This is a genomic window from Fervidobacterium pennivorans DSM 9078 (assembly GCF_000235405.2).
Lineage (GTDB): Bacteria > Thermotogota > Thermotogae > Thermotogales > Fervidobacteriaceae > Fervidobacterium > Fervidobacterium pennivorans.
On record NC_017095.1, the window covers coordinates 1,493,906 to 1,514,410 of the forward strand.

The following is a 20,505-nucleotide window of genomic DNA, read 5'->3' on the forward strand; positions in this document are numbered from 1 at the left end:
TCGCTCAGTACCTGATTCTTGGGTCTAAGAATGCGTAAAGTACATCAGCAACCAGGTGGGCGACAAGTACCAAAACACCTGTAAAGACCAGACAACCAATAGCTAACGGTGTATCTTGAGAAGTTGTTGCCTCAAGAAGGGTAAGTCCCATACCTTTCCACGAGAACATCGTTTCTGTGATAACTCCTCCGCTTACTGTAGAAGCAAGACCTATAACAAAACTGGTCATTAAAGGTAACAAAGCGGTTCTTGCGGCATGCTTATCTCGTATAACCTTATCTGGAAGTCCCTTCGCCCGGGCGGTTGTAATATAGTCTTCTTTAATGACTTCAAGCATGGTATCACGCATAACAAGCATATCTCCGGCAAAGTGCAATGTCACAAGCGCAATTACAGGGAGTGCAAGATGGTAGATTATATCAAGAGCATAGCTTCCCATTTTGTTAACACTCCAGTAAATGATTGCAAGAACAACACCTGCTATAACGAACGACCAAACAGCAGTTTTTTTAGCCTTTATCGTTTTTAACTTCGATGCTACTACGATACCGATAATCCACATAACAAGCAAAAAGAATTCCGTCCACAATAACCTTATGAATACATCCTGCGCACTAAATGGCGCATTGAACCACTTTGAAGGAGTAACAAAACCAGACAACGGGAACCACTTTAATGTAACAGCAAAGAGCCATATAAGAATAAGCATGTAGAATGGAGTGAAAATCGTCCAAAAAACAATTCCCACAAATGTGGCTGCTTTATCTATTAATCCTCCCCTTCTCCATGCAATTCTTTTTCCAAGGTCAAAACCAAGTAAAAATGAAAGCACAGAACTTGCAAGAAACAAGAACAAAGTCCTTGGTAACCTTTCAGCGATGATTTCTTCAACTTTCCTAGGATATTCACTGAATGATATACCCATCTCCAAATTGAAGAAATTTCTCATGTGTTTGTAATACTTAACATACCACGGGTCGTCCACACCAAAGAGTTTTTTTATTCTTTCATACATTTCAGGATTTCTCATCAACTTTGGATCCAAAAATTTCGTTGTGTAATCACCGGGCATGGCTAAGAAAATAAAGAAGACAACGGTTACGTAGATAACAAGCAGAAGGATAATCTGAGCAGTCCTGTTCCTGATGAACTTGGCAAGTCCCGGAAGGTCAAAACCATAGAAGTATACTATAGGTGCGAGGATAAAATTAAATCTTGGGCTAAAAAGGTAAAGGTATCTCACATTGAAAAGAGCACCATAGTACAGTGCGAGTGAGATTACAAGGAATATGTAATTAATAGGTTTTTTACCTTTCTTGAGGGAAAAATAGGTACCTACCAAAGGTATCACGAGTGCGTATAAAACCAGTTCCCAACTTCTCATCTTCACCTCTCCCTTTAATCAGTTTGGACACGTTTATATTCTTTGGAAAATTTTTCAGCGAGTTTTGAATCTCTCAAGATTTCATTTAATAATCCCCCCTTGCGGGGGGACATCGAAAAACTAGTTTTAACTGATACTTAGTTTGTTTTATTGAACTTTTTTCACACCTTCTGGGAATCCATAGTAACCTTGAATACCATCAAGCATCTGGTCAAATGGGAATTTGATTGATGTTCTGTAGGCTTCAATTAATGGGTTCGTGAAGAGAATTATGTATGGCAAGTCTTCTGCCAGAATCCTTTGAGCTTCGAATATAGCTTTTCTTGCTTGCTCAAATGTATCTGCGTATTCGAATTCCTCAATAAGTGCATCGAATTCTGGGTTAGAATAACCTGGCGTGTTGAATCCTTCTGGTGCCATTTCTTCACTGTGCCAGAATGACTTGAAGTATGTTGGAACCCTACCAATTCCCCAACCAAGTATATACATATCAAAGTCAACGTCATCAAATGCTTTTGTTACTATTTCGTTGAAGTCTGTGAGTTTCAAATTGAGTGGTATACCGATGTTCTTTGCCCATTGTTCAATGTACATTGCTGTCTGTGCTCTCATTGGGTCGTAGTCCATACCAGGTGAAAGGAGCGTGAGTGTTGGTACTGGTTTCCCATCTGGACCTTTCAAGCCTTTACCAGGTGTCTTGACTGGGTTCTTTGTGTCTTTTGGATCGATAACGGGTTCTGTATCCCATTTGAAGCCAGCTTTCTTGAGCAAGCTGACTGCAAGTTGATATCTTTCACCCATGCTGAGTCCTTCACCGATGGTCTTAACAGCAGAGTTGTACCAGAAACTATTTGCTGGTGGTACTGGTGTTGCAAGTGGAATTGCTCTTCCTTGGAGCACTTGGTTACAAATGAAATCGCGGTCGATAAGTGCAGCTATAGCTTGCCTGAATTCCTTAACATTCATTGGGAACTTTCTCATATTGAATGCAAGGTATCTGAATCCAAGTTGTGGGTTGGAAACTATCTTTATATCCTTTTGACCTTTGAGTTGTTCAGCCTCACCAGCGGTAAGTCCAACTGGGTTGTAAATATAGTCAATATCGCCAGCGATGAGAGCCTGGATAGCAACCTGTTTGTTACCGAATACCTTGTAAACAATTGTGTCTACAAATGGTCCATTCTCCACTTGAAGTGTGACAGGTTGTTTTGTGTCTCCAGTTGACCATTTGAAACCTGTTTTTGGGTTAACAATTGAGAACCCGCCACCTTTGTAGTAAATGTTCTTTTCACCGTATGCCCAGTATTTGTAATCTGGTACCTGTTTTGTAACTTGTACAAACGCACCTTTTTCAATCTTTCCAAGGTTCAATGCAGTTATACCTGGGTCAATAACTTCTTGTGAAAGTAACCATTTTACTGGATCTTTTTGCTTCTTTGCCTTTTCTACTATCGGTTTCCAGTAGTTGCTACAAACAATAGCCGTCATGAGCGTGTCATAGTAAATCGTCATCGTTTCCTTTTCTTTGAAGTAGAATTTCACAGTCCAAGTGTCAATTTTTTCGACTTTTTCTGGTTCGTATGCTCCAGACCAGTTACCGCCAGGAATTTCCATTTCCTTAACTGTCATGTAAGTGAAGACAACATCGTCTGCTGTAAATGGAGCACCGTTTGACCAGCGCATGTCTTTTCTGAGTTTCACTGTAACAGTGTACATGTTCCCTTCTTTGACGAGTTTTGGGATTTCTGTAGCTGCCGAAGGAATAAGAGTACCATCCTTGTTCATACCAAGCAAGGAAGGATACTTCCAAAGCTGAACAGCGAAGTTCTGAGCGGAAGAACCGGAACCAAGCAAGTTCCAGATGTTGGTCGTTGTAATATCAGCAAAGATACCGTAGTTAACCTGCACTGCAAAAATAGACAACGCAACGAGTACCAAAAGTCCCACAAGAACCTTTTTCACAGCCAACCCCTCCTTTTATTGTGGTGTGGGAAGTCCCCCCCTATTTTTCTCATGAACAATTAAATTTAATGCACAAGAGCCTATCACCTTTACAATTTTCGTATTAATTATACAACATTTTTATCGTCCATTGCAAGTAGGTAAAAACAATGAATACCCAACCAACAAAAACATTTTTTGCAATTGTTGTGATAATACGTCCAATTTTCGTTGTTATATGGTAAAATAAAAATACGACAAAATTTTAGCAGGAGGCGATAGTTGTGTATCATAAGGTTTCAAGAGACCCAATTTATTCAGAAATCATGCTTTATCCGGTTGAAATATTAATTATCGACACGAAAGCAATGCAAAGGCTTAGATACCTCAGCCAATTGGTAGGTGCTGAATATGTTTACCCTGGTGCGACACATACCCGTTTTGCACATTCGCTTGGTGTGATGCACCTTTCTGGCGTATATGCCGAACATCTTTATGATACACCAGATAAGGTTCGTATTTTACGTCTCGCAGGACTCCTCCACGATATTGGTCATGGACCTTTCAGCCATCAATTTGATGATGTCGTTTACAAAAGGCTTGGGTTCAATGATGGACACGATGAGTATCGAACAAGACTATTGAGAGAATACTTTCCAAAAGAGTTAATAAAAAAGTACGAAGAAGCTCCATCAACTCTAAAAAAGGCTGTGTTAGAAGATTTGGAGATAACACTTGGTGAACTCTCAACTAACATGGAAGACAACTTTGCACAGTTGATGGAAGAAGTAATAAAAGTTTACGAAGGTGAAGAAAAAGGAACGATTGAATTTGCAGTTGTCCAGGGTCCACTTGGTGCTGACAGACTCGATTTTGTTTTGAGAGATTCATACTATGCGGGGACAAGAGGATTTGGTACGGGTTCTATAGACCGGTTGATTAGGAATTCAAAAATCGTTGAAAAAGATGGAAAAACTATTCTAGCTTACGATTCAAAAGTTGTCGACGAAATATACACAATCTTGTTTGGCAGATTTATGATGTACAAGAACGTTTACTTCCACAAAACTTCAAGAGCAGCGGACATGATGATACAAGAACTCTTGGACCTTTCATACAAGGCGCTTAAATTAGACGAACGTGTTTTGGACATTGAAAAATTTTTGGACCTCACTGATCAAACAATCATTAACGAAGTTATATTCAATTTCTACAATCTCGTTGAACAATACGGTGGTGGAGAGGATACAAAGCAAGCACTTTTAAAATACGAAATAGATCTTCAACCTCTCGAACTTGACATTGTAATGGCTTACGAAATTGTCGAGAGATTAAAATCACGAAATTTGTGGAAAGTTGTCTTGGAAACACCATTTTCAATAGAAGGTGTCGACCCAACACTCGTAAGCCAAGGTATTGCCGGAGACTTGCTACAAAAAATTCGTCTAAGGCTTGAAAGATGCTTGGAAATTGCCGACGAAGAAGACATGAAAACAATCAAGCACATCCTTGGTAACTTTGATGAAATTTTCAAAATAGATACCCCTTACAAACTTACAATTGTTCATCCCGAAGAGTTTCTGAGAAGTAATATATACATTCTAAAAAAACACAGCCTAATGACCTTTGAAGAATATGTTAGACAGTATCCGGCTTACAACTTCATGAAGAGCAACCTGATACAAATTGTAAGAATATATGTTACGAAGGATATACGCGAGATACTGGAGAAATACAAGATACTCCCTGAAACAGGTGTGGAAGTAACGACGCGATGGTAAATATTGTAACTAGGTAACACGTAAGGAGGTTTTCCAATTTATGGTTTTGTTGTTCGATGTAGGAAATACACATACAACGATTGCTTTAACAAGAGAAGGTAAAGAATTCGAAAAATATCGAATTTCAACCTCAAAGTATGAAACAGAGGACGAACTATACGCATTTTTGAAAAGCTTTTTCAAAGACTATGTTGAAAATTTGCCTATAGTTGTTTCTTCGGTTGTTCCTTCAGTAAATGTTGTATTTGAATATTTTGCTCAAAAATACGGAAACGGAGAAGTCTATTTTGTCAGAGCGCAAGATTATGATAAAATAATATGGAACGTGCACTATCCTAAAGAAATAGGTGCAGATAGAGTTTGCGATGTCATAGCTGCCAAAAAAGATTACGGGAATAACTGTATCGTTATAGACTACGGAACGGCGATAACAATTGAAGTACTTCGAGACGGTGTTTACGAAGGCGGAGCAATAATGCCAGGTTTTGCGATGATGGTAAATGCTCTGTTCAAAGGCACCGCGAAGTTGCCATTAGTCGAGCTTAAACCTTATCCAACGTTCATAGGCAAAGACACGGAATCAAATATCCAAATTGGTGCTATTAATGCAACAATTGGTGCAGTAAAATATGTTATTGAGCACATAGTCAAAGAATTTAGAGAAGCTCCAAGGATAATACATACTGGTGGTCAGTCTGTTTTTGTAAAGAATATTGTTGATGGAATAATCGACAAAGATTTGACACTGCGAGGGATGTACTACTTCTATGAAGAAAAGAAAAATACTGCTCGTAAACCCCTGGATTGAAGATTTCGCTGCTTACGATTTTTGGTTAAAACCCGTTGGTTTGCTATATGTAGGTAGCTTTTTGAAAAGTCTTGGCATAGAAGTCGAACTAATAGATTTGATGAACAGGTACGACCCTGAATTGCCGCTGTATACGAAAGTTCCAAAAGACAAATTCTACGGCACTGGGAAGTTTCCACACATAGAGATTAAAAAACCAGACATATTATATTTCATGCCTAGAAAATACAAAAGATACGGAATGCCTGAAGAACTTTTTAGGAAAAGATTGAAAGAAGTTAAAAATGATATAAGTGCAGTTTTCGTAACATCTACTTTGACTTATTGGTATCCTGGTTATTTTGATACTATACGTGTTTTGAAAGAGGAACTTTCCGTTCCTGTTGTGCTTGGGGGGTTCTTTGCAAGAAATCAGCTTCACATAGCCAAGAAATCTGGAGCGTATGTTTTCACAAAAACAGACTTGAGTTATCTACCTCGCTTTCTTAACGATTTACTTGGATGGAATATTCCCAGCACAGATATTGATTGGTTCACAGACCTGTCACCTGCTTATGAGTTGTATAATAATTTAGGATACGTTGTTTTGTTGACAACACTTGGTTGTCCTTATAGATGTACATATTGTATTGCCCACAGAAATTGGGATAATATGAAATTCAAAGATCCAGAGAAAATATTAGAAGAGATAGAGCTGTTTTCTGAAATGTTAAAGGTCAAAGACATCGTTTTCTTCGACGATGCGATACTTGTGAACAAAGAAAGGCACTTTAAACCTATTTTAAGAAAAATCTTGGAAAGAAATTTGCATAAAAGCCTCAGATTTCATTTGCCAAACGGTATACATGCGCGATTGTTAGACCAAGAAACTGCGGATTTACTTTTTGAAGCCAATTTTAAAACAATCAAACTTGGATACGAAACATCCGGTAAGCTCCAAATTGCAACTGGTGGCAAGGTTAGAGATGAAGATATCATTCGCGCATCGGAAATCCTACACAACGCTGGTTTTACACATAAAGAAGTCAGCGCATATATTATGGTTAATCTGCCTGAGCAAAGCGTTGAGGACGTCAAGAACGCAATAGATGTTTGTGCGAGTATAGATATAGATTTCTCCGTTAACGAATTTACTCCAATTGTTGGAACGGATATTTGGATAGACCTGGTAAACAAAGGAAAGCTTACAGGTCTTGAAGATCCATTATTGCTTAACAATACAGTGTTACCTTACTGGTGGAACAATATGAGTTACGAACAGATACATGAAGTGAAAGAATATGCTAAACAAAAGAAAATTGAACTTGGGTGGAGTAAAACAGAAGTTTGACAGAGCAAAAGGAAAAGTTATTACGTGCATCTTGTTATAAGTATAAGCGCAGGGGAGGGGGACTTCTTTGAATCAGCTTGTTCTTTCTGCTTTGAAGAACGTTATTTATGGCTTTGCTGCTTATGTCTTAATTAGCTGGCCACGTGAGTTTTTCAGATGCCTATTTTACAGAATAAGTGTGGAGCGACTAAGTTCTTCGAACAGACTTTTTCCTCTTTTAAAAAAATCACCCATTGGATACATCGACCCTGTAGGACTATTAACATTTCTATTCTTTGACTTTGGTTGGACTAGGTCTCCTTTAATTGATTACCTCAAAATCAGACGAAAAAAAATGTTCTTTTTCTCAATTTACGGTATTGTTGCTAGCTTCTTGCTAGGAATAATATACGGAATGGTGAGTAGGTTTTCCAACTCTCCGATAGTTTTCAACCTCTTTTACATTGCTTCAAAATGGAGCTTTACTTTATCTATCGTTTCTTTGATACCTCTCCCGCCCTTAGACGGTTCAAGGATAGTCTTGGCGTTTTTGCCAGACAAATCGTATGAGTGGTACATCAAATTTAATTTTTATGGTATCCTATTCATGCTGGGACTTCTTGTCTTGTGGATTTTACCTATGATAATGCACCCGTTAGTTATTTTTATTACAAACGTAACAAACTTTATCATTTTCGGAAACTGGTAAAACGCAAGGGAGCGTGGTATAATGAACGAAAAGGTGCAAGAATTGGAACGTTTGGTAGAGGGCATAGTAACAAGTTACGTGGAGCTGAAAAAAGAAAACGAAAAACTATGGAATGAGCTCAATCAAGCGATTGAGAGGATTAGTCAATTAGAAAGAGAAAAGAACCATTTAGAGAACCTGCTTAGGAATAACGAAGAAATCATAAACAAGCTTGTTGTCAGAGTCAAAGATTTAATGCGCATATTGGAAGTGAGCGAACATGAGGAAGGTTAAAATATCAGTTTTCGGCAAAGATTACGAATTTGCCACTGATGGCTCTGACGAACTCATAGATTATGTACTCAGAAGACTTAAAGAACTTCAAATATCTTACAGAAGTCTTTACGACGAGATTCCGTTTGATGAACTGTTAGTTCTTATGCTTTGTGATTTACTCGAAAACGAGTACAACACTCAAAAAGAACTTGACCAACTTTATAACAGAGTGAAAGAGAAGCTTAGAACGTTAGGCTAAAAACGCATAATCGAAAAAAATCTTACCATGGAGGGGTATAGGAGCAAATGAGAATTGGACTATTCGATTCAGGAATAGGTGGCCTTTCCGTCCTAAAAAAATTGATTGAAACCCTACCGGCTCATTATATTTATGTTGCAGACACTATGCGTGCTCCATATGGCACAAAGTCACGTGATACAATAGAAACTTTCAGTAGGGAAATCATAGGTTTTCTAATGGAACGAAAGGTTGAGCGAATATTTGCAGCATGTAACACTTCAGATTCAACAATGGAGAAATATCGTCATGCTTTCAAAATACCTTATCACAGCATCATACAAGCAGGTGTCAACGCCTCAAAATATGAGCGAGTTGCAGTTATAGGCACCCATACAACAGTTCAAAGTGGTATCTATAAGCAAGCTCTTGAAGAAAGAGGAAAAAAGGTTGCTCAAAGGCCCGCTCAACTTTTCGTTTCATTGGTTGAAGAAGGTATATTCTATGGCAACATGGTTGAGGCTGTTGTTAAATTCTATCTAGAACCGTTTAGAAGGTTTAAACCCGATGAACTGATTCTCGGATGTACGCACTTTCCATTTCTTAAGGATATAATAGCACGCGTTATGGAAAACGTAAGAATTATCGACCCTGCGGACGAAATGGTTAGGGAAGTATCACACCTTGTTGGTAGTGGAAAGCCGTTTGCCGAATTTTATGTAACTGGTAATCCGGAAGAGTTTGAGAAAAAGCTTAAAAAAATCGGATTTAGACATCCTTACCAAGTGAAACATCTTGAGGTTACAGAATTAGAACAGAAGGTGGTATACTTTGAAAGAGCTTGTGATATTGACAGGGTACTCGGGAGCGGGTAAGTCCACCGCTGCTGGTTTGCTTGAAGATTTAGGTTTCTTCTGTATAGATAACCTTCCGCCAGAAGTTACATATCAAGTAGCAAGTCTTGTATTGCCTAGCATTGATAAATTAGCAATAGTCATAGACATTCGAGGATATATGTTTGGGAATGTAAAAAAAGCAATTGCAGAGGTCAAAGAGAGATTTCCTTTCACAAAGGTTGTCTTTTTGACTGCAACAAAAGAAACATTGGTCCAGCGGTTCGCACACACTAGGAGAGCTCACCCACTTTCAAAACAAACCACGTCTATAATGGAAGCTATAGACTTGGAAATAGAAATGATGAAAGACGTTCTTGAAATGGCAGATATTGTTATTGATACCTCTCAACTAAATCCCCACCAATTACGAGAAAAATTGACAAAGCTTCTTGGAAACGTCGAAACCAAAGATTTTACCGTACACATTATAAGTTTCGGATTTAAGTATGGAATACCACTTGATGCCGATTTCGTTTTTGATGTTCGTTTCTTCCCCAATCCTTTCTACATTCCTGAACTTCGCCCAAAAGATGGACGAGACAAAGAAGTAAAAGAATTTTTGAAAAATATCGACGGAGTAAACGATTATCTATACAAAATTAAATCCGTTGTCTCCTTTGCTATTAGCCGATACAGTTCAGAAGGTAGGCGAGAATTGGTGGTTGCAATAGGATGCACCGGTGGGAAACACCGGTCTGTTTATTTTGCCGAAGAATTGGCTTCCCAACTTGAAAAGGAAAACTTCAAAACAACAATTGAGCACAGGGATGTGGCGCTTGGATGAAGGTTGTTGCTGTTGGTGGTGGCACAGGTCTTTCTACGTTGTTAAGAGGCCTAAAAAATTATCCGTTTGAGATAACTGCTGTGGTCACAATAACCGATGAAGGTGGAAGTTCTGGGATACTCAGGGAAGAATTGAACGTTCCACCTCCAGGTGATATAAGAAACAACTTAGTAGCGCTTGCAAATTCTGAAAGCATCTTGAGTGCACTGTTTAACTATAGATTTCAAGATGGTTCTTTGAAAGGGCACAGTGTTGGTAATATTATTCTGGCCGCACTGACAAAGATTACAGGAAGTTTTGCAGAAGCAGTAGCAAAGGCTTCTGATATTCTTGCGATAAAAGGACGAGTTCTTCCTGTATCCTTGCAAATGGCGAGATTGTTAGCTGTTTTCGAAGATGGAGCACATGTGGTCGGAGAAACAAACATTGTGGAATACTGCAAAAATACAAAAAAACGGATAGTAGACCTAAAACTACAAGAACCTGCAAGAATAAACCCAGAAGTTCAAAAAATACTTGAAGAAAGCGATGCAATTATCTTTGGTCCTGGAAGCTTGTACACCAGTGTTATTGCAAATTTAGTCATAGACGGCTTTCAAGAAATTCTCAGAAAGTCACGTGCTGTAAAGATATACATAAGCAACATCATGACACAACCAGGAGAAACGTTTGGATACACTCTTAGTGACCATGTGGCAGAAATTGAAAGGTATGCGGGAGTGTCTATTGATTACATTATCCACTCACTTCCACCAAGAAATGAAGAAGTTCTTAAAAAATACATCGAAAAAGGCTCTGAGCCTGTAAAAGTGGATATTAATGACAACCGCATAATTTTAGGTCACTATTCCTCAGTAATATTTGAAGGCGAATATAGAATCCGTCACGACCCGATTTTGATATCGGAAATATTGTTTAATTTATTGAGCTCTGTTAAAAACCAAAAACCCGAACGAGAATCATCAGATTTCGAGGTGAGGCTGTGAAATATACGTTCTCTGAAGAAGTTAAAGGTGAATTATGTCAAGTTGATGTTCTCAGCCAAGCTGAGGCACAGGCTGAGATTATTGGTTATTTAAAAGGTAAAGGTACTTATGTAAAAACCTCTGTTGATAGTTATGTTTTGCTTGAAGTTGGATTTATACCTGCTGCCAGAAGGGTTATGAATTTGTTACACCTTTTGGGTATAGACAAAAAGAAGCTGACACTAATAAAGAACAAACTCCAACGTAAAAGGGTTCAGATTTTTATCCCGACAGACATACTTGAGAAACTTCAATTGTCTATTCTTTCTATGCCTAAAGAAATACAAGAAGATATTGGATTATTCGGTGCTTTCTTGCGAGGTTTTTTTGTTGCCTCAGGTTCCGTAACAGACCCTGCAAAAAATTATCACTTTGAACTTGTTTCTTATAGTGAGCAATTGCTTCATTTTGTTGATGAAAAGTTGGAAGAATTTCTTGGCGTGATTGGAAAAATCACAAAGTTGAGGTATAATTATAGATACTACTTAAAACGTGGCTACGATATACAGGAAGTTTTGGAATTAATGGGCGCAATTCGTGCCGCAGCACATATAGAGAAAATAACAACATCTCGCGAAATAAGAGCGGATATAAACCGCACACTTAATTTTTTAAGTGCAAATGCCAAGAGAACAGGTGAAAGTAACGCGAAACAACTAAAAATCATCAATGAAGTCATAGAAAGAATAGGATTAGAAAATTTGCCAGATGAGCTAAGAAAACTTGCTGAGCTAAGATTAGAACACGAAGACCTCCCATTATCCGAACTTGGGGAACTCTTTGAGCCACCGCTCACAAAAAGTATGGTATACAACAGATTCAAAAAATTGGAAAAACTTTTGGAGAAAGCAAAAGGAAGTGGTGAGTAAAGATGAGGTGCCCGTTCTGTGGATACGAAGACACAAGGGTGCTTGATTCAAGAGAACTTAGCGAAGGAAGAGCGATAAGACGCAGGAGGGAATGTCCTAACTGTCATGCAAGGTTCACTACATACGAGAGGTATGAAACTGGACCTATTACGGTTATTAAAAAAGATGGTAGAAGAGAAAAATTTGACAGGAGAAAGATATTAAATGGTCTTCTGAAAGCTTTTGAAAAAAGACCAGTCACATTGGAAGATATAGAAAGGATAGTAGACAACGTTGTTTCCACTTTGCAGAAAAGCGGAACGGTCGAGGTAAGCACTGAGCAAATTGGAAAAATAGTTATGGATGAACTGAAAAAAACCGACCAGGTTGCTTATGTCCGTTTTGCATCTGTCTACAAAGACTTCAGAGAAATTGATCAATTTATAGAGGTCATAAAAGAACTACGCCAAGAAGCACAAAAAAGTGGTGAATAAATCTCTAGGAAAAAAGACTACTCACGATTTCAGGAGGGATAAAGCGATGGAAAAAGTTAAGTTGACAAGGGCAGGTTACCAAAAACTTAAAGAAGAACTCGATGAATTAAAACGCCAACTCATGTTTGAAATCCCGGAAAGGATAAAGGCTGCAAGAGAGCTCGGTGACCTTTCGGAAAACTCAGAATACCAAGAAGCAAAGAACGAACAAGGTAGAATCGCTTCTCGTATCAACGAACTTGAACAAATGCTCATGAACGCTGAAATAATAGCCGAAACTTTCGATTCATCAACGGTAAGTCTTGGTGATTGGGTACTGTTGAAAAACCTTGAAACTGGGGAAGAATTAAAAGTCCAGCTTGTGAATCCACAAGAGGCAGATATATTTGCAAATAAAATCAGCATCGACTCACCACTTGGAAGAGGAATCAACGGTGCAAAGAAAGGGCAAACGATAAAAATTAAAGCACCAAAAGGAATTGTTAAGTATCAGGTGTTGGACATAACAGCTGAGTAAAAAGACAACAGTTAGACAAAAACTAAGAACGGGCAAAAAGTCAAGAAAACACGGCTTTTAGGAGGGATTTAGCTTGCTTAAAGATTTCAGAGAACAGCGAATCAGAGAAATTGAAGAACTTCGAAAGATGGGTATAAACCCTTATCCATACTCGTATCCAAAAACTCACACAACTGAAGACATAAAGAAACAGTTTGAACACCTTGCTAACGGAGAAGTCACCGACCAGAGAGTATCTACAGCTGGAAGAATAATGTCTATAAGAGAACATGGCAAAAGTGCGTTCTTCCACATTAAAGATACCTACGGGCGAATCCAAGCTTATGTACGCAAAGATAAAACGGAGAACTTCGACTTCTTCAAGGAACATGTAACAGTTGGAGATATCATCGGTGTTGAAGGAATTGTATTCAAGAGCAATACCGGTGAAATAACGATACTTGTCGAAAAGTTCCAGCTCTTGGTCAAACCACTCAGACCCATGCCTGAAAAATGGCACGGTATAAAGGACAAAGAAATTCTATACCGTCAAAGATACGTCGACATGATTGCTAATGATGACACCATAAAAAGATTCAGAATACGCTCTGACATAATTAGAATGATACGCGAATTTTTGCACCAGAAAGGGTTCTATGAAGTTGAGACACCTATACTACAATACCTTACAGGTGGTGCATCTGCACGTCCCTTTATCACGCACTGTAATGCGCTAGATATCGATATGTACCTGCGAATAGCAACAGAACTACATTTAAAAAGATTCATAGTGGGTGGTTTTGACAAAGTTTACGAAATAGGAAGAATCTTCAGAAACGAAGGTATTTCCTACAAACACCACCCAGAATTCACTTCCATAGAGCTCTATCAAGCTTACGCGGACTACGAGGATATGATGAACCTCACCGAAGAGCTCATAACCTATATTGTTGAAAAACTTTTTGGAACAACAAAAATCACTTACCAAGGTCAGGAAATAGACTTCACAAGACCATGGAGAAGGATAAAAATGAGAGATTTCATAAAAGAAAATCTCGGTGTGGATATACTTGAAGATTCCGACGAAAAAATGCTTTCTGTTCTAAGGACTCACGGAGTTGATGTCGAAATTGAAGATAGAGGGCACATGATAGAGAAACTTTGGGACCTTGTAGAAGACAAGGTTATCCAACCAACGTTCCTGCTTGAGCACCCTGTGGAAATTTCACCACTCGCCAAAAAACATCGGGAAGACCCAAGGGTTACTGAAAGGTTTGAGTTAATAATTTACGGTCGAGAAATGGCGAACGCATTTAGCGAGCTCAATGACCCTGTTGACCAACTCGAAAGGTTTATGAACCAATTAAAATTAAGAGACCTTGGCGATGAAGAAGCGCATATGCTTGATAAGGACTTCATCAGAGCTCTTGAGTATGGAATGCCACCAACAGGTGGACTTGGAATAGGTATCGACAGGCTTGTTATGTTGCTGACAGATAGTCCTAACATACGCGATGTCATTGCATTTCCACTTGTTAGGCCTGAAGGCGATATCGACATAGAAGAAATTGAAATCTCTGAGAAAGCAGAAGAAGGGGGAGATAGAGTATGAGCAAAGAAAGCAAAGATGTAAAACTCAGAAAGCACATAAGTAAGTGGCAGCAAGTATTCATCTGGATTATAGCTATCGCATTTATCGCAGGTATAGCCTTGTGGGCACTGGCAGTCAACTACACACCTGGTTCAAAAAATATAAAAAGAACGTTAGAAGAAACTGTAGGATACTTAACCAAAGATGGAACACCCCTGAAAAACGAAACATATTGGGTATTTCCAGAAAATGTTGAAGAAGTCTACGGTAATCTTTTAGCTCAATACGGTAATCCATCGCTTGACCCTGTAATTGAGGAACCATATGTCAAAACGTTAATCACCGTCGATTTGCTCAACAGAAAATTGATGCTCTACTATGCCGAAGTTAACAAAATCAAACCGGACAAAAATAAAGTAAAAGAAGAAGTCAAAAAGGTCATCGATGAAGTAAAGAAAGATAATGCTAAACTCCAGCAAATTAAAGCCCAATACGGAAGCCTTACAAACTATGAAAAAGAGCTTACGCGCCAAAAGGAAGAAGAATTGACAATACAAGCTGTAAAAGACAAACTTGGAATGGTTACTGATAAAGAAATTCAGGACTATTACAACGAAAACAAGCAAGATATTATACAACAATACACAAAGGCAGAGATATCCTACGTTACGTTCTCTACCAAAGAAGAGATGGAAAAGTTTGTCAAGTCGGCGATGGAAAAAGGCATAACTGAAGCTGCATCTGAAGCATCCTTGACAATGACAGATTACACATTGAACAAAGGTACACTTCCCGAAGAGCTTGAAAACATGATTTTCGATGCTACATCAACACTTGTTTCATTCCCATATAACGACACTTACTTCGTTTTTAATGTTAAAAGTGTGCAAAAAGTCGATACGTTTGAGAACTTCAAAAAATCAGATGCATTCAACGAAATCGTTACGAACCTAAAGAATGAGAGATTCGGGGAAAACTTCAAGAAATGGAAGGAAGAAAACAAAGTGGCTTTTGAGATAAGGGACCCGGTTTACAAAACATGGTACGAAGCACTAACAGCTGAAGGCAAAGATTTGCTCACTACTTACAAGAAACTCTACGAAGAGTTATTCACGGAACAAGAAGAAGTAAAAACTGACATTCCAGCCGAACAAAAGGCAGCATTCTTGGTAGTTGCTGATAGAATTGCAGCTAGCACAGATACATCATTCGATGCAGTAAGGGAAGATGTTAAAGAGTTTGAAAAGAAGATAGTCCTATCCATCTACGACCAAGTAAAAGGTTCTTCTCTCGAGATACTAAGAAGGATGAAAGAATACTTCCCGGACAAGAAAGATGTAGCATTTGATTATTACGCAAAATTGTATGACACAATCAAACCATATCTCTCAGTAGGTGGAGCTTATTACGTAATGAACGAACTCTTCGAAGTTTACCAAGGCTTTGCAGACCTTGCTGAGGCAACAGATGTGGATATTAAGATACGAGCGGACTCTTACTACAAATTGTACGAAATGAACAAGCTTCTCGACGACCCAACAACTGCTAAAGGATACTTACAAAAGCTTAAAGAGCTAAAACCAGATTACAGTATAAACTTTGATTCAGCTGAAAAAGAACTTGAAGATATGATTAAACAAAAAGAAGCAGAAGCGACACAACAATCCACAGAAACAACAAACGAGTCGACACAGACAACCTCTGAATCTACACAAAATGCAAATAACGAATAACAGCGAGAATATCCCCCGCAAAATCTGCGGGGGATAATTTCATTTGGCAAGTTACACTTTGTTCATAAGATTCGGTTTCAAAAAAAACTACTGGAGGCGTTATTATGAAAAGATATTTTAGGATTTTCAATCTTTTACTAGTATTTAGTGTGTTGTTTGTAAGTTCTTTGGTATCAGCAAACGACTTACAGAAATTTGCAGCATACCTTGAAAAAAACGGAACCATTGTCGCTGGAATTAGCCAAGAGGATATCGATGAGTTGTATCAGCTTTACGAGGCATACTATGGTTCCTTTGACCCTCTATTCGAAAAACCTTACGTTGAAGCTCTGGTAATGAAAAGACTTTTAGAAGATAAATTCATCGAGTATCTATCTAATGCGGAAGGTTTATCCCCGGAAGATTTCAAATCTTCTCACTCGGATGTTTCAGAAGAAGAGATGAAAGAATATTACGAAAATAACCGTGAGGAAATACAACAAGAAGCATACGTTGATTTTGATTACGCCGTTTTCGAAACTGAAGAAAAAGCTAGAGAATTTTACAGCAGAGCGAATGAAGTTGGTTTCGAAAAAGCAGTCCGAGAGCTCTCTGAAGCTTCTCCTTCAGAACTTTTGGACACAAATACTTACTCAGGACTTAAAAAATCTGAGACCTCCGAGGCGTTCGTTGATGTTCTCTTCACACCATCAGATAAACCACTCAGAATGCATACAACTGACAATGCCAGTTTTGTATTCTACATAAGAAATCTGAACGACCTTTCAACATTTGAAAAGTTCAAAGCTTCCCCAATGTATGAAGAAGTTCTGATCAACCTTTCAGAAAACAAGTTCCAAAAATATGTGGAAGAAAAAATTTCAACTGAAGATATAAAATTCGTAGTTCCTCCACAATACACAATCTGGTTTGACACGGTCCAAAACGTTCCTGCTGAAGAATTAGTGGAAAAATACTACTCCGCTGTGTTTGACAAATCAGGAAATCTCCTTTCAGTTGAGCCGATAGAAATCTCAGGATTCATCACAGCTATTGATGACGCTAACCTAATTGAAAAATACAAAAGAGAATACGAAATAGCTATAAAGAAACTTTATGATATGGGATACAAATCATTCTTAGTTCTTGCAAGACTTAGGAATTTCGACAATTCCGAACGTGTTGTGCTAGAATACAATGTAGAACTTTCAAAGATTTTGATGGGGTACATAAAGAATGGTGACACACTTTCCGTACTCCAATACATATACTCAAACCTTTCCGAACTTGAGGAATTGAGCAACTCTGAAAATCCCGAGGTAAGACAAAAAGCTCTTGAGTATCTATACAAAATGAACAAAGTGCTCGGTGATGAAGAAAGCGCAAATAAATACTTAGAACAACTACTTGAGGAAAACCCAAATTACGAAGTCGAAGACGAAGAGAAATAAACAAGTATAAAAACTTAAAATTTAGGAGGGAGAATATGCACTGGGTCATCACAGGTGCAAATAGAGGTATTGGATTAGCTCTGACAAAACAGCTCCTATCACAAGGGGAACGTTTGACAGTCGGTGTCAGAACTTCTATGCCTTTTGAACATGAAAACCTCAAAGTATTAAAAGTTGATACATCCAATCCTGTTTCCATAGAAGAATTCGTTTCACAAATAGAAGAACCTATAGACGTTCTCATAAACAACGCGGGTGTACTTATCGAAGAAAAATTTCCCGAAGTCACAGAAGAAGGGATGCTCTTATCATTCAAAGTAAACACAATGGGTCCCTATATGCTTGTACAAGAATCTTATAAGCAAGGTAAACTTAAGGCTGGTGCCAAGATAATTAATATTTCCAGTATCCTTGGTAGTATCGCAAGCACAGGAGGAACCACATCGATTCCATATTCCATTTCAAAAGCTGCCCTAAACATGGCGACAAAATTGCTTGCTCACAGGCTAAAAAATATGTACGTTGTCTCTATCCACCCAGGATGGGTAAAAACAGATATGGGTGGTCCTGAAGCACCTCTGCTCCCAGAAGAGTCGGCTGATGGTATAATCAAAGTGATTCGCAATTTGAACCAGTCTGGAGTTTTCCTCGACTATACGGGTAAAATTCTCCCTTGGTGAATTTTGTAGGATCTACTTCTAAAGAACCCCTATATCACCACTAACAGCAGGTAAATGTTGTCGAGGAGGGGGGCATATGAAAACTTTTTTGACAAAGAACATACTTATAGCTTTGCTTGGTTTGCTTACCATATCCTTGATAGTTGCATTCATGGGGGCTTACAGAAACGTTCCAGGAATAGAGGAATTTAATGATGCAAAAGTTATAGTTAATGGCGAAGAAAAGCCATTCCCTTACTTCGTTGCAGACAAAGAGAACAACCATTACACCATGCAAATCAAGATAGATGGAGCCAAATACAAAGGAAAAACCTTAGCTTTTTCGGTAACAGCTAATCAGTATGTAAAGGTCTACCAGAATGGTATGTTAATCTATTCTATTTCGTCAGACAAAGGGAGCGTCAATCCATGGCATAGGTATTTTGCTCTACCCTTACAAGGAGACGTTATCATTGAGCTTTCCTTCATTTCAAATGGTGGTATTGAACGAAAATTCTACATAGGCGAACATGATGATATTATCAAATTCATCGAACGTGCTAACCTTATTGAAGAGTCGATGTTTTACTTAGGCTCAGGCTTCATGATAGGTCTTTTCATTATCGTGCTTTTATTAGCGCTTGCTCTCAAAGAAAAGACGTTCTTATATGGAGCCATAGTGGTAATCTCACCATTATTGACGAGTATAGATGAGATGAACCTGTTTTTGCATCCTTTCATACTCTGGAAAAAACTGGCCATACTGGGAGCAGCACTCAGTATGTATTTTGCATATCTATTCACAAACGAAATTTTCAAAAGACGGCCTACGAAACTTGAAAAGGTTTACATTTTGCTTTATTGGTTGCTGTTTCTCCCGGTAATCTTAGCCCGAAGCATGACACAGCTAAAAAATTCCTATGCAATTTTCTATCTCTATTCACTCATTTTACTCTTGTCGGTTCTTGTAATACTTGTTAAACGAGTCAAGACCAAACAAGAACAATTGATACTCTTTGGATTCTCAGCTGTTATAGGTGCAACGTTCTTGTCATTACTTTCTGTAGCCAACATTGTTAAGATAGAATTTATGTTCTTCAACATAGGTCAAGTTTTCTTTGGGCTCACCATAGCTATATACGTTTCGGCAAGAACTATAGAAGTCTTTAGGAATACACAAAGCATGAACGAAGCTATCAGCAAACTTATGGATGAACAAACAAACTACATCCAAAACCTCGTCGCTTCAAGGGATAAAGTGAACGAACTTTCAGCATCTTCTGTAAAGTACTTTGAAGAAATCGAAGCACTATATAAAAACCTCAGTTCTTCGGTGCAAAATGCAGGAAACACTCTTGAGAAACTGCAAAACACGGTTGAATACTTCGAAAGTTTCTTAGATGAAATGGTAAAAACCTCTTCTTTGCTGGAAGAAACCGTTGGTAAATCAGATAAAGTTATGTCCGATATTATCTCTATATCGGAAAGCAGCAAAGAAAACTTTTCCGAAATCGAAAATATAGTCACAAACTTTAATCAAATGAGCAATAAATTGAAATCAACATTCGATGAGCTTTACAATGACTTTGCAAAAATAAAAGACATTTCGAACCTTATAAAATCCATAGCAGTTCAAACCAACTTACTCTCCCTCAATGCATCTATCGAAGCAGCAAGAGCTGGAGAAGCAGGAAAAAGCTTTGCGGTAGTTGCGAATGAAATTAGAAAACTGGCAAACGAGGCATCTGAGTTCGCAGAACGAATAGAAAACAACATCACATCTATCTCAAACAGATTTGAAGGTTTTTCAGCAGAACTGCTCAATTTGTTTAAAAATGTAGAAATCATAAGCGAAAGTAACAGAAAGTTCTCGGAAGCTATTTACCGATTCTTTGATAGCGTACAGTTGCTAACCCAAGATTTCGAGAAAGTAGAAGAAACATTTGAAAAACAGTCGTCTGAAATCAGCAATTTAAAAGACAGCATATACGAGATAACAAAAATCTCAGAAGAATTAAAGCAGGCTTTAGATTTATTTGGCGAAACACAAAAGAAGATAGAAGAAACATTCTCCATCATCATGAACCAAATCGTGGAGGTTCAAAACGCTTTGAAAATTTGAAA

The 20,505-nt window shown here is 38.2% G+C and carries 19 protein-coding genes; 17 read left to right on the forward strand and 2 right to left on the reverse strand.

The window, feature by feature from the left end; all coding sequences use genetic code 11:
- Positions 1-4 precede the first annotated feature (4 nt).
- A complete protein-coding gene (locus tag FERPE_RS07160) occupies positions 5-1,384 on the reverse strand; it encodes an ABC transporter permease (RefSeq protein WP_014451967.1) in 1,380 nt (459 codons plus the stop codon).
- A 147-nt stretch (positions 1,385-1,531) separates the two neighbouring features.
- A complete protein-coding gene (locus FERPE_RS07165; protein WP_014451968.1) occupies positions 1,532-3,346 on the reverse strand; it encodes an ABC transporter substrate-binding protein in 1,815 nt (604 codons plus the stop codon).
- A gap of 263 nt (positions 3,347-3,609) precedes the next feature.
- Here FERPE_RS07165 and FERPE_RS07170 point away from each other — a divergent pair, with 263 nt between their 5' ends.
- The 17 genes from FERPE_RS07170 (at position 3,610) to FERPE_RS07250 (ending at position 20,503) form a co-directional block, all read left to right on the forward strand.
- Positions 3,610-5,106 carry an HD domain-containing protein gene (locus tag FERPE_RS07170; RefSeq protein ID WP_014451969.1) on the forward strand — a complete coding sequence of 499 codons (1,497 nt, stop codon included), beginning with the start codon at positions 3,610-3,612 and terminating at the stop codon, positions 5,104-5,106.
- Between the two features lie 40 nt (positions 5,107-5,146).
- Positions 5,147-5,914, forward strand: a complete 768-nt coding sequence (locus tag FERPE_RS07175; RefSeq protein ID WP_014451970.1) for a type III pantothenate kinase — start codon at positions 5,147-5,149, stop codon at positions 5,912-5,914.
- Positions 5,874-7,244 (forward strand): B12-binding domain-containing radical SAM protein, encoded by a 1,371-nt coding sequence (locus FERPE_RS07180; RefSeq protein ID WP_014451971.1) that lies wholly within the window; start codon positions 5,874-5,876, stop codon positions 7,242-7,244. The genes FERPE_RS07175 and FERPE_RS07180 overlap by 41 nt, the downstream gene beginning before the upstream one ends.
- 67 nt (positions 7,245-7,311) lie before the next feature.
- Positions 7,312-7,932 carry a site-2 protease family protein gene (locus FERPE_RS07185; RefSeq protein ID WP_014451972.1) on the forward strand — a complete coding sequence of 207 codons (621 nt, stop codon included), beginning with the start codon at positions 7,312-7,314 and terminating at the stop codon, positions 7,930-7,932.
- Positions 7,933-7,953: 21 nt separating this feature from the next.
- Entirely contained in the window at positions 7,954-8,205 is a 252-nt protein-coding gene (locus tag FERPE_RS07190; protein ID WP_014451973.1) for a hypothetical protein, read from the forward strand.
- Positions 8,192-8,446: a cell division protein ZapA gene (locus FERPE_RS07195; protein WP_014451974.1), complete on the forward strand. Its 255-nt coding sequence runs from the start codon at positions 8,192-8,194 to the stop codon at positions 8,444-8,446. Before FERPE_RS07190 ends, FERPE_RS07195 begins: the two co-directional genes overlap by 14 nt.
- Positions 8,447-8,493: 47 nt before the next feature.
- The gene (murI, locus tag FERPE_RS07200; protein ID WP_014451975.1) at positions 8,494-9,300 is read left to right on the forward strand and encodes a glutamate racemase; all 807 of its coding nucleotides are present in this window, start codon (positions 8,494-8,496) and stop codon (positions 9,298-9,300) included.
- Positions 9,257-10,105, forward strand: coding sequence for an RNase adapter RapZ (gene rapZ, locus FERPE_RS07205; protein ID WP_014451976.1), 849 nt, complete (start codon positions 9,257-9,259; stop codon positions 10,103-10,105). Before murI ends, rapZ begins: the two co-directional genes overlap by 44 nt.
- A complete protein-coding gene (locus FERPE_RS07210; protein WP_014451977.1) occupies positions 10,102-11,091 on the forward strand; it encodes a gluconeogenesis factor YvcK family protein in 990 nt (329 codons plus the stop codon). Before rapZ ends, FERPE_RS07210 begins: the two co-directional genes overlap by 4 nt.
- On the forward strand, positions 11,088-11,999 hold the full coding sequence (gene whiA / locus FERPE_RS07215) for a DNA-binding protein WhiA (protein WP_014451978.1): 912 nt from the start codon (positions 11,088-11,090) through the stop codon (positions 11,997-11,999). The genes FERPE_RS07210 and whiA overlap by 4 nt, the downstream gene beginning before the upstream one ends.
- Positions 12,000-12,001: 2 nt before the next feature.
- Positions 12,002-12,472 (forward strand): transcriptional regulator NrdR, encoded by a 471-nt coding sequence (gene nrdR, locus FERPE_RS07220; protein WP_014451979.1) that lies wholly within the window; start codon positions 12,002-12,004, stop codon positions 12,470-12,472.
- A 46-nt stretch (positions 12,473-12,518) separates the two neighbouring features.
- Complete coding sequence (gene greA / locus FERPE_RS07225; RefSeq protein ID WP_014451980.1) at positions 12,519-12,989, forward strand: transcription elongation factor GreA; 471 nt, start codon at positions 12,519-12,521, stop codon at positions 12,987-12,989.
- A 73-nt stretch (positions 12,990-13,062) separates the two neighbouring features.
- Positions 13,063-14,580 (forward strand): lysine--tRNA ligase, encoded by a 1,518-nt coding sequence (lysS, locus tag FERPE_RS07230; RefSeq protein ID WP_014451981.1) that lies wholly within the window; start codon positions 13,063-13,065, stop codon positions 14,578-14,580.
- A complete protein-coding gene (locus tag FERPE_RS07235; RefSeq protein WP_014451982.1) occupies positions 14,577-16,292 on the forward strand; it encodes a peptidylprolyl isomerase in 1,716 nt (571 codons plus the stop codon). Before lysS ends, FERPE_RS07235 begins: the two co-directional genes overlap by 4 nt.
- A 104-nt stretch (positions 16,293-16,396) precedes the next feature.
- Positions 16,397-17,722: a peptidyl-prolyl cis-trans isomerase gene (locus FERPE_RS07240; protein WP_014451983.1), complete on the forward strand. Its 1,326-nt coding sequence runs from the start codon at positions 16,397-16,399 to the stop codon at positions 17,720-17,722.
- Between the two features lie 35 nt (positions 17,723-17,757).
- A complete protein-coding gene (locus tag FERPE_RS07245; protein ID WP_014451984.1) occupies positions 17,758-18,402 on the forward strand; it encodes an SDR family oxidoreductase in 645 nt (214 codons plus the stop codon).
- Positions 18,403-18,478: 76 nt separating this feature from the next.
- Entirely contained in the window at positions 18,479-20,503 is a 2,025-nt protein-coding gene (locus FERPE_RS07250) for a methyl-accepting chemotaxis protein (protein ID WP_014451985.1), read from the forward strand.
- The last annotated feature ends 2 nt before the right edge of the window (positions 20,504-20,505 follow it).